Raw genomic sequence first — 13804 nt, forward strand, 5'->3', positions numbered from 1 at the left:
TTCCGGTACGCCAGGCCCTCGTCGGCCTCCAGGATGCGCTGCTGGAGGGGGGGGGGGGGGGGGGGGGGGGGGGGGGGGGGGGGGGGGGGGGGGGGGGGGGGGGGGGGGGGGGGGGGGGGGGGGGGGGGGGGGGGGGGGGGGGGGGGGGGGGGGGGGGGGGGGGGGGGGGGGGGGGGGGGGGGGGGGGGGGGGGGGGGGGGGGGGGGGGGGGGGGGGGGGGGTGGGCGTCCGTTCCTGCGCGGTGTCGGTCTCGTTCCGGTACGCCAGGCCCTCGTCGGCCTCCAGGATGCGCTGCTGGAGTTCGGTCAGCTCCGGGCGCGGGTCGACACCGAGTTCGTCGGCGAGCAGGCGACGGATGTCGGCGTGCACGGCCAGCGCCTCGGCCTGGCGGCCACTGCGGTAGAGGGCGAGCATCAGCAGCTCGCGCAGCCGTTCCCGCAGCGGATGCGCGGCGGCGAGCGCGGTCAGTTCGGCGACGGCTTCCGCATGCCGCCCGAGCCGCAGGTCGAGGTCGCACCGCAGCTCCAGCAGGCTCAGCCGCCACTCCGTCAGGCGGGCGCGCTGGGCTTCGGCGTAGGGGCCCGGTATGTGGGCGAGGGGTTCGCCGTTCCACTGGGCGAGGGCCGCCTCGTACAGCTCACTGGCCCGGGCCGGGTCGCCGCCGGAGGCGGCCTTGTCGGCCTGCGCGGCCAGCTCCTGCGCGGTCTCCACGTCGAGCGACGTACCGCCGCCGGCTGCCAGCGCGTAGCCGCCGGACTCGCTGACCAGCAGGTCGCCGTCGGGCCCGAGAGCCTTGCGGATGCGCGAGGCGTAGGTGCGCAGCGCCGCCCTCGCCTGCTCGGGGGGCTCCTCGCCCCAGATGGCGTCGACCAGTTCCTCGGCGGTCGCGGTGTGCCCGCCGCGCAGCAGGAGCGCCGCGAGCAGCGCTTTCTGCTGCGGCGACCCCAGCGGCAGAGGCTGGTCCCCGCGCCAGACGCGTACGGGGCCGAGCACGGTGAGGCGCAGTGCACCGGCGCGCGCCGGGTCCGTGCCTGTCCGGGGTGGGGGCGCGGGCCCGGGCCGGGGCGCGGGGAGGGACTGCGCCTGAGCTGTGTGCGGACCGGAGAAGAGGCCCTCCACAAGGGAGGGACTCCCTTCGCGCAGGGGTTCGCGGAAGGCCTCTTCGCCGGGCTCGCGGATGGTGGCCTCCTCGCGAGGCGGGGCCGCGCCGGCGCCCGGCGGCGTGCGCGTGCACGCACGCCGCCACGCCTCCACCCACGGGTGCCGCTCCCTGGCGGGGACCTCGCAGGCGTCCAGGAACGCGATCAGCTGGCGCTCGTCACGCGGCACCGTCTGTCCGCGCAGGATGCGGTGGACCGTACTGTGCGGCAGCTCGCCGTGACCGCCCGCACGGCGCTCCATGGCCCGCAACGGGGGCCCGCCCGCCTCGCTGTAGAGCCCCCACAGCGCGGCCGACAGGCCCGGCAGGTCCGCGACGGTCTCCGGGGCCGGTGCCCGGCGGCCTCCCGTGGCGCCGTGCAGATGCTCCAGCCGGGCCCTCCGCCACATGCGCAGGGCGACCTCCACCGACACGCCGCACCCCCGCGCGTACGCCTCGACAACGGGTGCCGTGGGCACCGACGTCGCCGAAGCGGCCCGCTGCAGAGTCGTGGCGTGCAGCCCGGTACGTGCGGCGAGCTGAGCGTAGGTCAGGCCTTCCGTCGCCCGCTGGTGCCGCAACCATCTGGCGAGATCGGCGAGCGCCCGGTTCGGTGTGGTGATCGGCTTCTCTCTGCGCCCCACGGCCGAGGCGCCCTCAGGCCTGCGAGGCGGCCTGCAGCCCCCGTATCGCCAGGCGGCCCACCCGGCTGCCGCCGCGCAGCGCGAGCAGCACGCCGAGCGCGACGAGCCCGGCGGCCCCCAGCACGTCGAGGATCGCGGAAGGTGGCATACCGGCGACGGTCAGTGCGCTCGCCAGTACGGCGATCACCACGATGACCACGACGTCCGACGGGCCGGGCCCGCCCCGGTCGTACGGTCGCGGACCGACACAGCGAGCCGGGGAGGGGGAAGCCCCGGCGCAGCGCGCCGGGAAGGGAAGGCGGGACATGGATCGTGCCTCCTGAGATCGTCCGCCCGGGCGTTGCGAGCCGGGCGCGTTGCGGGCTCCACATGTCTGCACGGCCGACCGGTGCTTGCCGACACCGGCGGCTGGAGAAGCATCGTGCCACTGACCGCACGGAGAAGCAGGGGCCCGAAGGGGGCAGGGGGAGTTGATGCGTTCCTGTCCCGGCCGCCGGGCCCGGGACGGCCGGGGCCTTCGGCTGCCGCCGGGGGTGTGACCAGCGACGGAGCTCCTGCCGGCAGGGCGGCGCCACGCCTGCGCGCCGGAAGATGCGGGCCCGTCCCAGCTTCGCTTGCCGATTGGTGACCGGCCTCTGCGAGCATCTTCGGCGTGCGGGAGAACTCCCGTACCGCTCCCTGAGAGTTGCGGGCTCCACCGAGACGACCAGGGTTGTGAGGCGGACACGCGTTGCCGCGCGTCACCGCTTCCGGGGCCGGCGTGCGCGTCGCGGACGCCGGCCCCCCGCCACCCGAGCGCGCCCGAACGCGCCCGGGCCCAGCCGCGCCAGGCCGGGCGCGCCGACGCTGCCGCGCCGGGTACGCCGAAGGTGCCGCCCCCCTCGGCGGGGACCTGCCCGCCGGCGCCGGCCGGGCACGCTCCCGGCGTCGCTCCGGGCGCCCTGGGGCGGGCCGATGCCGAGCGGGAGCATGGGCCGCGTCGGCCGCATCAGCCGCGTCGGCCGCTGGTCGTATCGGCTCTACCGGCTCTACCGGCTTCTCCCTGCTCTACCGATTCTTCCCGGCTCCCACCGGCCTCACCAGCGGGTCCGGCGCGCCCGACGCCCGATACCCCCCCGTAGGTCGGAGGGGCCGGAGGGCCGAGCGGCAGCCGGGCCGGGCCGGGCCATGGCGGGGCGGGCGTCGCAGGGCGTGGACGCGCGTCCTGAAATCGGACAGAGGTTCGAAAAGGGGCGGCTGTGCCCCCTGTCTCCGCGGTGTGAGATACGAGTCATCCGGGGGTCGGGAGGGATGAGGGCCAGGTGCGGGGGAACAGCCGCACGTGCCCCGCGCGTATGTCCGCACCCACCTCGGCGGGCTGCCATTCGTGTGACTGATATGGCACCGGCCGGTGAACCCGGGCGCCGGCGGAACATTAGACTCTGGAAGACCGCCCGGCCGAAGGGTTGGGGAGGAATCGGTACGGTCCGACAACGACAGCTCGACAGCGTGTTCACACGCTCGAAGCAAGGAGGTACGGGTGGCGTTGCTGACCCGCATCACGGGACCACGCGATCTGGACCGGCTCACTCCGGAGCAGCTGGAGACGCTGGCAGGGGAGATCCGCACCTTCCTGGTGGAGGCGGTCTCCAAGACCGGCGGACACCTGGGCCCCAACCTCGGCGTGGTCGAGCTGACCATCGCCCTGCACCGCGTCTTCGACTCCCCCAAGGACAAGGTCCTCTTCGACACCGGGCACCAGTCCTACGTGCACAAGGTGCTCACCGGGCGGCAGGACTTCTCGAAGCTGCGCGCGAAGGGCGGCCTGTCGGGCTACCCCTCGCGGGCCGAGTCGGCGCACGACGTCATCGAGAACAGCCACGCCTCGACGGTGCTGGGCTGGGCCGACGGGCTGGCCAAGGCGAACGAGGTGCGCGGCACGGACGACCACGTGGTGGCCGTCATCGGTGACGGTGCGCTGACCGGCGGTATGGCGTGGGAGGCGCTCAACAACATCGCCGCAGCGAAGGACCGTCCGCTGGTGATCGTCGTCAACGACAACGAGCGCTCCTACTCGCCGACCATCGGCGGCCTGGCCAACCACCTGGCCACCCTCCGCACCACCGACGGCTACGAGCGCTTCCTGGCCCGCGGCAAGGACGTGCTCAACCGCACCCCCGTCGTCGGCAAGCCGCTGTACGAGACGCTGCACGGCGCGAAGAAGGGGCTCAAGGACTTCATCGCGCCGCAGGGCATGTTCGAGGATCTGGGCCTGAAGTACGTCGGGCCGATCGACGGGCACGACATCGCCGCCGTCGAGTCCGCGCTCCAGCGTGCCAAGCGCTTCGGCGGGCCCGTGCTGGTCCACTGCCTCACCGAGAAGGGCCGCGGCTACCAGCCCGCCCGCCAGGACGAGGCCGACCAGTTCCACGCCGTCGGCGTCATCCACCCCGACACCGGACTGCCCGTCAAGTCCTCCGGCGTGGACTGGACCTCCGTCTTCAGCGACGAGATGGTCAAGCTCGGCCGGGAGCGCGAGGACATCGTCGCCATCACGGCCGCGATGATGCGGCCCGTGGGGCTGCATGCCTTCGCGCAGGAGTTCCCCGAGCGGGTCTACGACGTGGGCATCGCGGAGCAGCACGGCGCCGTCTCCGCCGCCGGGCTCGCCACCGGCGGTCTCCACCCCGTCTTCGCCGTCTACGCGACCTTCCTCAACCGCGCCTTCGACCAGCTCCTGATGGACGTGGCCCTGCACAGGTGCGGCGTCACCTTCGTGCTGGACCGGGCCGGTGTCACCGGACCCGACGGCGCCTCCCACAACGGCATGTGGGACATGTCCCTGCTGCAGTGCGTGCCGGGCCTGCGGCTGGCCGCGCCCCGCGACGCCGATCAGGTACGTGCCCAGCTGCGCGAGGCCGTCCAGGTCGATGACGCGCCCACTGTGGTGCGTTACTCCAAGGGCGCGGTCGGCCCCGCGGTCCCCGCGGTGCGCCGGGTGGGCGGCATGGACGTCCTGCGGGAGCCGGCGGACGGCCAGGGCGCCGACGTCCTCCTGGTCTCCGTGGGCGGCCTCGCGCCGATGTGCCTGGAGATCGCCGACCTGCTCGACAAGCAGGGCATCACCGCCACCGTGGTCGACCCCCGGTGGGTCAAGCCGGTGGACGCGGCACTGCCGCCGATGGCCGAGCGGCACCGGGTCGTCGTCACCGTCGAGGACAACAGCCGGGCGGGCGGTGTGGGCTCCGCCGTCGCGCAGGCGCTGCGGGACGCGGGCGTCGATGTGCCGCTGCGCGACTTCGGCATCCCCGAGCGGTTCCTGGACCACGGCAGCCGCAAGGAGGTCATGGCGGAGATCGGGCTGACCGCGCCGGACGTCGCCCGCCAGGTCACCGGATTCGTCGCCAAGCTGGACGGCCGCGGCCCCGACCCCAGCGGCCCGCAGGTCACCGCCTGGGAGGGCGCGACACCCTCGTAACGGCGCCGCGCCCGCCCTCGCACGGCACCCGCCGCTCCTTCGCCCGGTAGCGGGCCGAAGGCGCGGCGGCGCCGCGCGCCGGGGGTGGCGCACCGTCAGCGGCGGGCCTCGCTAAATTGGGGCGTATGCCGTTGCCCCGTACCGTCCGCGCCGAGCGGCGCACCGTGCAGCGCGTCGGCCGGCGCACCGAGGCGGCGCCCGCGACGAACTGGACGCGGCTGATCACCGTCGTGGCGGCGCTGACCGTCCTCACCCGCCTGCCCTCGTTCGTGCGCACCCCCTGGAACCCCGACGAGGGCTTCCTGGCCACGCAGGCACGGCAGCTGGCGAACGGCGGCGTGCTCTACGAGACCGTCGTCGACCGCAAACCCCCGCTGGTGCCCTGGCTCTACCGTGCCGCGTTCGCGGTGTTCGGGGACGACTCGCTGTGGCCCGTGCGGGTCGCCGCGATCCTCGCCGTGCTGGTGGGCGCCGTACTGGCGGCCTCCATGGCGGCGCGCCGCTGGGGGGAGCGGGCCGCGTGGGTCGCGGGCATCTGCTACGTCTTCCTGGCGGTGGGACTCGACCCGGAGGACACGCAGGCCGCCACGTTCGAGGTCTTCATGCTCCCCTGGACGGTGGCAGCGATGTGGTGCGCTGAGCGCTCACGCTGGTTCGTGGCCGGGCTCGCCGTCGCCGGAGCCGTACTGACGAAGCAGACGGGCGGCGCCGTCCTGCTCCCGGTCTGCGTGGTGCTGTGGCAACTGCGGGCCGGGTGGACGGCGCTGCTCGGGGTGGGGATCGGAACGGCGCTCCCGATCCTGGGCACCGCCCTCGCCTTCGGGCCAGGACGCTTCCTCTACTGGATCGCCACCGGGTCCGGTGCCTACCTCTCCGCCGACGGCTCCGGACTCAAACCCCTGCTGCGCGCCCTGGGCGGGCTCGGACTGCTGACGCTGGCCGCCCTCCCGCTCGTCGTGGCCCTCGTGCGCGCCGTACGGCAGCGCCGCACCGGCGGTCACCCGTACCCCGCCATCTGTCCCGGCCGCCGCGCGCCGCTCGACGGGACCGCGGACGTGTGGCTCTGGCTCGCCGCGTCGCTCGCCGCCGCCACCGTCGGACTCCAGTTCTTCGGCCACTACTTCCTCCAGCTCGTCCCCCCGCTCGCCCTCCTCGGGGCGGCGGCGCTGCACGAGCTGACGGCACGGGCCGCGACGGCGGCCCTCGCCGGTACCGCGGTGCTGGCGTGCGGATACGTTGGATGGGGCTTCACGGCAGGGCGCGACGAGCTCGACCACGCCCACCGGCTCGCCGACACCGTCCGCTCCTACACCGACCGCGAGGACCGGGTGCTGCTGTGGGGCATGCACCCCGAGGGGTACTGGCTCTCCCGGCGTGCCCCCGCCTCCCGCTACCTGACCGCGGGGTTCCTCACCAACTTCAGCGGCGGCCGGGGCGAGGCGCGCGTGGGGGAGCGGTACGCGATGGAAGGCGCCTGGACGCACTTCGAGAGGGATCTGCGGCGGCGGAAGCCCGAGCTGGTCGTCGACGACTCGCGCGGCAAGGAGTACGGCGTGCGGCGCACGCCCACCCTGCGCCGCCATCTCGGCCGCCACTACGAGAAGGTGGCCACCATCGACGGCTCCGAGTTCTACCTGAGGACCGGCCCCTGAGAAAGACCCCGGCCCCTCCCCCCGACGGAGTCTGGGGGAGGGGCCGGGGCTCAGTCCCTCACGCCGGGACGGTGGCGACGCCAGGAGCCAGGAAGCGGCGCGAGGTGACGCGCTCGCTGACGCCCTCGCGGTCGAGGTAGGGGGTGATCCCACCGAGGTGGAAGGGCCACCCCGCGCCGGTGATCAGGCACAGGTCGACGTCCTGCGCCTCGGCCACCACCTCGTCGTCCAGCATCAGCCGGATCTCCTCGGCGACGGCACCCAGCGCCCGCTCGCGGACCTGCTCCTCGGTCAGCACGCTCTCCCCGACCTGGAAGAGCTCGGCGACCTCGGGGTCCAGCTCCGTCGTACCCGGCAGGTACAGGCTGCGCTTGCCCGCCTCGACGACGCGGCCGAGGTTCTCCGAGACGCCGAAACGCTCGGGGAAGGCGCCGTGCAGGGTGCCCGCCACGTGGTGCGCGACGGCCGGGCCGACGAGCTCCAGCAGCTGGATCGGCGACATCGGCAGCCCGAGCGGGGCCAGCGCCCGGTCGGCGACCTGGACCGGGGTGCCCTCGTCGATGGAGCGCAGGACCTCGCCCAGGAACCGGGTGAGCACGCGGTTGACGACGAACGCCGGCGCGTCCTTGACGAGCACCGCCGTCTTCTTCAGCTTCTTCGCGACGCCGAACGCGGTCGCCAGCGCCGCGTCGTCGGTCTTCTCGCCGCGCACGATCTCCAGCAGGGGGAGGATCGCGACGGGGTTGAAGAAGTGGAAGCCGACCACGCGCTCGGGGTGCTTGAGCTGGGAGGCCATCTCGGAGACCGACAGCGAGGAGGTGTTGGTGGCGAGGATGGCGTGCTCGGGCACGACCGCCTCGACCTCGACGAACACCTTCTGCTTGACGCCCATCTCCTCGAAGACGGCCTCGATGACGAAGTCGGCGTCGGCGAAGGCGGTGGCCTTGTCCAGCGACCCGGTCACCAGGGCCTTGAGGCGGTTGGCCTTGTCCTGGTTGACGCGGCCCTTCAAAAGCAGCTTGTCGATCTCCTCGTGGCAGTAGGCGACGCCCTTGTCCACGCGCTCCTGGTCGATGTCGGTCAGTACGACCGGCACCTCCAGACGGCGGGCGAACAGCAGACCGAGCTGCGAGGCCATCAGCCCCGCGCCGACGACGCCGACCTTGGTGACCGGACGCGCCAGATCCTTCGACGGGGCGCCCGCAGGGCGCTTGGCGCGCCGCTGCACCAGGTCGAACGCGTAGAGCCCCGCACGCAGTTCGCCGCTCATGATCAGGTCGGCCAGCGCCTGCGTCTCGGCCTCGAAGCCCTGCCGCAGGTCGCCGTTCTTGGCGGCGGCGATGATGTCCAGGGCCCGGTAGGCGGCCGGTGCGGCGCCGTGCACCTTGCCGTCCGCGAGCTGCCGTCCGCGCTGCACGGCGGCGTCCCATGCCTCGCCGCGGTCCACCTCGGGCCGCACGACCTCGATCTCGCCCTTGAGGACGGCCGCGGTCCAGCGCAGCGACTCCTCCAGGAAGTCGGCGCCCTCGAACAGCGCGTCGGCGATGCCGAGTTCGTAGACCTGCGCGCCCTTGAGCTGCCGGTTCTGGTTGAGGGAGTTCTCGATGATGACGCTGACCGCGCGGTCGGCGCCGATCAGGTTCGGCAGCAGCGCGCAGCCGCCCCAGCCGGGCACCAGGCCGAGGAAGACCTCGGGCAGCGAGAAGGCGGGCAGCGCGGCGGAGACGGTGCGGTAGGTGCAGTGCAGCCCGATCTCCACGCCGCCGCCCATGGAGGCGCCGTTGTAGTACGCGAACGTCGGCACCGCGAGGTTGGCCAGCCGCACGAAGACGTCGTGGCCGCCCTTGCCGATGGCGGCGGCGTCCTCGTGCCGCTTCAGCAGCTCGACGCCCTTGAGGTCGGCGCCGACGGCGAAGATGAAGGGCTTGCCGGTGACGCCGACGCCCTTGATCTCGCCGTCGGCGGCCTCCTTCTCCACCTGGTCGAGGGCGGCGTCGAGGTTGGCCAGCGACTGCGGGCCGATGGTGGTCGGCTTGGTGTGATCCAGCCCGTTGTCCAGCGTGATGAGGGCGAACCGGCCCGCCCCGCCGGGCAGGTCGAGGTGGCGTACGTGCGCCTGGGTGACGACCTCGTCCGGGAACAGCTCGGCCGCGCCCTTGAGGAGTTCGGCGGTCTTACTCACTTGTTGCCCTCCCAGTGGGGGTTCTCCCAGATGACGGTCCCGCCCATGCCGAAGCCGACGCACATGGTGGTGAGGCCGTAGCGGACGTGCGGCTGCTCCTCGAACTGCCGGGCGAGCTGGTTCATCAGCCGCACGCCGGAGGAGGCCAGCGGGTGGCCGAAGGCGATCGCGCCGCCGTACTGGTTGACGCGCGGGTCGTCGTCGGCGATGCCGTAGTGGTCCAGCAGCGCGAGCACCTGGACGGCGAACGCCTCGTTGATCTCGAACAGACCGATCTCGTCGATGGACAGACCCGCCTTGGCCAGCGCCTTCTCGGTGGCCGGGATCGGGCCGACGCCCATGACCTCCGGCTCGACACCGGCGAACGCGTAGGAGACCAGCCGCATCTTGACCGGCAGGCCCAGCTCGTGGGCCACGTCCTCGGCGGCCAGCAGGGAGGCGGTCGCACCGTCGTTCAGACCCGCGGCGTTGCCCGGGGTGACCCGGCCGTGCGCGCGGAAGGGGGTCTTGAGCCCGGCGAGGTTCTCCAGCGTCGTGCCGGGCCGCATCGGCTCGTCCGCGGTGGCCAGGCCCCAGCCGGTCTCCCCTCCCTCCGGCGAGGTGCGGCGGACCGAGATCGGCACCAGGTCGGGCTGGATCTTGTCGTTGGCGTACGCCTTGGCCGCCTTCTCCTGGCTGGCCACGGCGAACTTGTCCGCGCGCTCCTTGGTCAGGTGCGGGAAGCGGTCGTGCAGGTTCTCGGCGGTCATCCCCATGAACATCGCCGACTCGTCGACCAGCTTCTCCGAGACGAAGCGCGGGTTGGGGTCCACGCCCTCGCCCATCGGGTGGCGGCCCATGTGCTCGACACCGCCGGCCACCACCATGTCGTAGGCGCCGAAGGCGATCGACCCCGCGGTCGTCGTCACGGCCGTCATCGCGCCCGCGCACATCCGGTCGATGGAGAAGCCGGGCACGGTCGTGGGCAGCCCGGCGAGGATGCCGGCGGTACGGCCCAGGGTCAGCCCCTGGTCGCCGATCTGCGTGGTCGCCGCGACGGCGACCTCGTCGATGCGCTCCGGAGGCAGGTCGGGGTTGCGGCGCAGCAGCTCACGGATGCACTTGACGACCAGGTCGTCGGCGCGGGTCTCGTGATAGATGCCCTTGGGGCCCGCCTTGCCGAACGGGGTGCGTACGCCGTCGACGAAGACGACGTCCCTTGCGGTACGAGGCACGTTGGCTCTCCTCCAGGTGCGGCCAGGGGTCGGTCGACCCCCATGCTACTTGTCGGTAACCACCTGGCAAGGGCCGACCTGAGGGAAGGGCACACGTCACATCACACGGCGCGCGAACGCGGCCCCACCGGTGGGCGAGCGCGGCCTCATACGGCGGGCGAGCGCGGCATCACACCACGGACGAGCGCGGGATCACGGCGTGGCGCTCCGCCACGCGTGGGCGCGGCGCTCCACCGCGGGCGAGCGCGGCGCTCCATCAGGCGCGGGCGCGGGCGCGGGAGCCGGGGTTGGGCGCAGGCGTCGCGGCCCGGAAGCCGAGTCCGCCGGCTCGGGTGCCGCAGCAATGGCGGTCAGGGCCCGGGAGTCGAGAGCCGAGTCCGTCGGCTCGGGTGCCGCCGCAATGGCGGTCAGGACCCGGGGAGTCGAGACGCTCGCACACCAGGGCGAGCGGCTCACGCGCCCGGAGACGTGAGCGCGGCACGCAGCAGCTCCGCCGTCTGCCCGATCTGCCACTCCCGGGCACCCAGCCCGCGCAGCGCACCCGAGACGGACTCCACGCTCACCGCGGCAGGCGGCTCCCAGCACAGGCGGCGCACCGTGTCCGGCGTCAACAGGTTCTCCTGCGGCAGGTTCAACTCCTCCGCGTGCCGGGTGACCGCGGCCCGCGCCGCCGACAACCGGGCCGCCGCCGCCGGATCCTTGTCCGCCCAGGACCTCGGCGGCGGCGGACCACTGGTGGCCTGACCCTGCTGCGGCAACTCCTCCTCGGCCAGCGCCCGCGCCCGATCGACGGCGGCCTGCCAGCCGTCGAGCTGCTTGCGGCCCATCCGCTGCCCGAACCCGGGCAGCGCCGAGAGGGCGCGCGCCCCGCTCGGCATCGCCAGCGCGGCCTCCACGATCGCCGCGTCCGTCAGCACCTTGCCCGGCGAGACGTCCCGCTTGCGGGCCACCGCGTCCCGCGCGAACCACAGCTCCCGCACGACCGCCATCTGCCGGCGACGGCGCACCTTGTGCATGCCCGACGTGCGGCGCCACGGATCCTTGCGGGGCGGCGGCGCCGGGGCCGCGGCGATGGCCGCGAACTCCTCCTGCGCCCACTCCAGCTTCCCCTGCCGCGACAGCTCGCCCTCCAGCGCGTCCCGCAGGTCCACCAGCAGCTCGACGTCCAGCGCCGCGTACCGCAGCCACGGCTCGGGCAGCGGACGCGTCGACCAGTCCACCGCGGAGTGCCCCTTCTCCAGCGCGTAACCGAGCACGTTCTCCACCATCGCGCCCAGCCCCACGCGGGCGAACCCGGCGAGCCGCCCGGCCAGCTCGGTGTCGAAGAGCCTCGTGGGCCGCATACCTATCTCGCGCAGACACGGCAGATCCTGCGTGGCGGCGTGCAGCACCCACTCGCTGCCCGCCAGCGCCGCGTCGAGCCCGGACAGATCGGGGCAGGCCACCGGATCGATCAGCGCCGTACCCGCGCCCGCGCGGCGCAGCTGAACCAGGTAGGCCCGCTGCCCGTAGCGGTAACCGGACGCCCGCTCCGCGTCCACGGCCACCGGACCGCTGCCTGCCCCGAAAGCCTCCGTCACCCGCGCCAGCTCCTCGGCGGAAGCGGTGACCGGGGGGATCCCCTCGCGGGGTTCCAGCAGAGGGACCGGCGCCGGGGCGGAGTCTGCGGAGGGGGCCTGAGCTGCGGGGGCTGCTGCGGTCTCTTGGGCGTCGGTCACCAGTCAAGGGTAGCCGCGTGCACGCGCGGCCGGGCGCCCGCCGACGGAACGTTACGTCGACGAGCGCCCGGAAAGCGGAACGGCGCGGGAGGAGAAGTCGGAGGATTCAGTGGATGATGCCCGTCCGCAGCGCCACGGCGACCATGCCCGCGCGGTCGCCGGTGCCCAGCTTGCGGGCGATCCGGGCGAGATGGCTCTTGACGGTGAGCGCCGAGAGGCCCATCGACACGCCGATGGCCTTGTTCGACTGCCCCTCGGCGACGAGGCGCAGCACCTCCACCTCGCGGCCCGAGAGCTCCCGGTAGCCACCCGGGTGCCCCGGGCCACCCGGGCCGCCGCCAGGCCGACGGTGCATCCGGGCCGCCGCGGCGGCGCCGATGGGGGCCGCGCCGTGCCGCGTCGGCATGGCGCCGCCCAGGTTGGTGCGGGTACCGGTGACGACATAGCCCTTGACACCGCCGGCCAGCGCGTTGCGCACGGCGCCGATGTCATCGGCCGCGGACAGCGCCAGCCCGTTGGGCCAGCCCGCGGCTCTCGTCTCCGACAGCAGGCTGAGTCCTGAGCCGTCGGGCAGGTGCACGTCGGCCACGCAGATGTCGCGCGGGTTACCGACGCGGGGACGGGCCTCCGCGATGGACGACGCCTCGATCACGTCCCGCACCCCGAGAGCCCACAGGTGGCGGGTCACGGTGGAGCGGACACGGGGGTCGGCCACGACGACCATGGCCGTCGGCTTGTTCGGGCGGTAGGCGACCAGGCTTGTGGGGTGCTCAAGGAGAACAGACACCGGGCCTCCTGGGGGGAGTGGCTGTGGGGGACGGAACCGAACGAGTCGGGTATTCCGTGTGAAGGGTCACAGACTCCTTCGGCACCTTCTCCACGGCTCTTTAGAGAAAGATCACGAATTAGTGACCCGAATTTCCGCAATGCCGTTTCTGCCGCCAATTCCCTCCCGGTGAACATTCCTTTGTCTACACAGAGACCGAGAGGCCGGTGACCGGAATTCAGAGAGGTTCTTTGTAGACAAAACGCCGCTTTGTGCCTCGCCGGCGTGGCATCGGTACGCGGGGCCCCGCGTGTGCGGGGCCCGCCTGCGCGTGTCGGGTCGCGCGGACCGGCCCCGGCGGTGCGCCCGCGCGTGTCGGGTTGCGCGGTCCGGCCCCGGCGGTGCGCCCGCGCGTGTCGGGTCGCTCGGGCCGGCCCCGGCGGTGCTGGTCGTTCCCCGGACGTCGGCCGGGGCGACCTCTCCCGGCGGTGGTCGTGATGCCGACAGCCGACGTGGCCGCTGGTGGCGACCGGGATCGGGCGGTGCCGCCCCGTCTTGCGCTGACCTCCCGCCCCCGGAGCCCCGGAGCGAGAACCGTTGGGCCGGGCCCGGGCGGCGGGCTGTTCCTGTTCCGGTTCCGGTTCCGGTTCGGGTCTCGGACCCGGTATGTGTCAGCGGGAAACGAGGGAGGTGCCGCATTGCGCGGGCGTCAGCGGTGCAGGTCGGCCAGGGGCTGGCGCTGGGCCTGTCGCGTCGTGCGGGCCTCGGCGGTGCTGTTGTTCCAGGGGCGTCAGCCGCTGGCAGGGGTCGTCAGCCGCTGTTCGGGGCTGTCAGCCGCTGTTCGGGACCGTCAGCAGCGGCCKGCCSSKYMCCGMMGACACGGTGCGGGCCTCGGCGGTGCTGTTGTTCCAGGGGCGTCAGCCGCTGGCAGGGGTCGTCAGCCGCTGTTCGGGGCTGTCAGCCGCTGTTCGGGACCGTCAGCAGCGGCCGGTCGCTTCCCGAATGCGCCCGGGGGCCGGCCGGTTCGCGTAGC

The 13804-nt window shown here is 73.7% G+C and carries 8 protein-coding genes; 2 read left to right on the forward strand and 6 right to left on the reverse strand.

Annotated elements, in window-relative coordinates:
* Together AB8Z75_RS22430 and AB8Z75_RS22435 are read right to left on the reverse strand one after the other, a co-directional pair.
* A partial coding sequence (locus tag AB8Z75_RS22430; protein ID WP_369204762.1) for a BTAD domain-containing putative transcriptional regulator occupies nt 1-1782 on the reverse strand: 1782 nt, incomplete at its 3' end.
* Between the two features lie 13 nt (nt 1783-1795).
* A complete protein-coding gene (locus AB8Z75_RS22435) occupies nt 1796-2089 on the reverse strand; it encodes a hypothetical protein (RefSeq protein ID WP_369204764.1) in 294 nt (97 codons plus the stop codon).
* Between the two features lie 1212 nt (nt 2090-3301).
* On the opposite strand from AB8Z75_RS22435, the gene dxs reads away from it, so the two are divergent.
* Both dxs and AB8Z75_RS22445 read left to right on the forward strand, forming a co-directional pair.
* Entirely contained in the window at nt 3302-5239 is a 1938-nt protein-coding gene (gene dxs, locus AB8Z75_RS22440) for a 1-deoxy-D-xylulose-5-phosphate synthase (protein WP_369204766.1), read from the forward strand.
* A gap of 125 nt (nt 5240-5364) precedes the next feature.
* Complete coding sequence (locus AB8Z75_RS22445; protein WP_369204768.1) at nt 5365-6891, forward strand: glycosyltransferase family 39 protein; 1527 nt, start codon at nt 5365-5367, stop codon at nt 6889-6891.
* Nucleotides 6892-6949: 58 nt separating this feature from the next.
* Here AB8Z75_RS22445 and AB8Z75_RS22450 read toward each other — a convergent pair whose 3' ends face one another.
* The 4 genes from AB8Z75_RS22450 to AB8Z75_RS22465 form a co-directional block, all read right to left on the reverse strand.
* Nucleotides 6950-9073, reverse strand: coding sequence for a 3-hydroxyacyl-CoA dehydrogenase NAD-binding domain-containing protein (locus AB8Z75_RS22450; RefSeq protein WP_369204770.1), 2124 nt, complete (start codon nt 9071-9073; stop codon nt 6950-6952).
* The gene (locus tag AB8Z75_RS22455; protein ID WP_369204772.1) at nt 9070-10287 is read right to left on the reverse strand and encodes an acetyl-CoA C-acyltransferase; all 1218 of its coding nucleotides are present in this window, start codon (nt 10285-10287) and stop codon (nt 9070-9072) included. Before AB8Z75_RS22455 ends, AB8Z75_RS22450 begins: the two co-directional genes overlap by 4 nt.
* A gap of 452 nt (nt 10288-10739) precedes the next feature.
* Nucleotides 10740-12005, reverse strand: coding sequence for an HRDC domain-containing protein (locus AB8Z75_RS22460; RefSeq protein WP_369204774.1), 1266 nt, complete (start codon nt 12003-12005; stop codon nt 10740-10742).
* Nucleotides 12006-12111: 106 nt separating this feature from the next.
* Nucleotides 12112-12792 carry a response regulator transcription factor gene (locus AB8Z75_RS22465; RefSeq protein WP_027737418.1) on the reverse strand — a complete coding sequence of 227 codons (681 nt, stop codon included), beginning with the start codon at nt 12790-12792 and terminating at the stop codon, nt 12112-12114.
* Between the last annotated feature and the right edge of the window lie 1012 nt (nt 12793-13804).

Source organism: Streptomyces sp. PU-14G, from assembly GCF_041028275.1.
Classification (GTDB): Bacteria; Actinomycetota; Actinomycetes; order Streptomycetales; family Streptomycetaceae; genus Streptomyces.

Bases quoted from the DNA above. Each gene is read 5' to 3' on its own strand.
- AB8Z75_RS22445 (WP_369204768.1), top strand. From the start codon at position 5,365: ATGCCGTTGCCCCGTACCGTCCGCGCCGAGCGGCGCACCGTGCAGCGC.
- AB8Z75_RS22435 (WP_369204764.1), bottom strand. From the start codon at position 2,089: ATGTCCCGCCTTCCCTTCCCGGCGCGCTGCGCCGGGGCTTCCCCCTCC.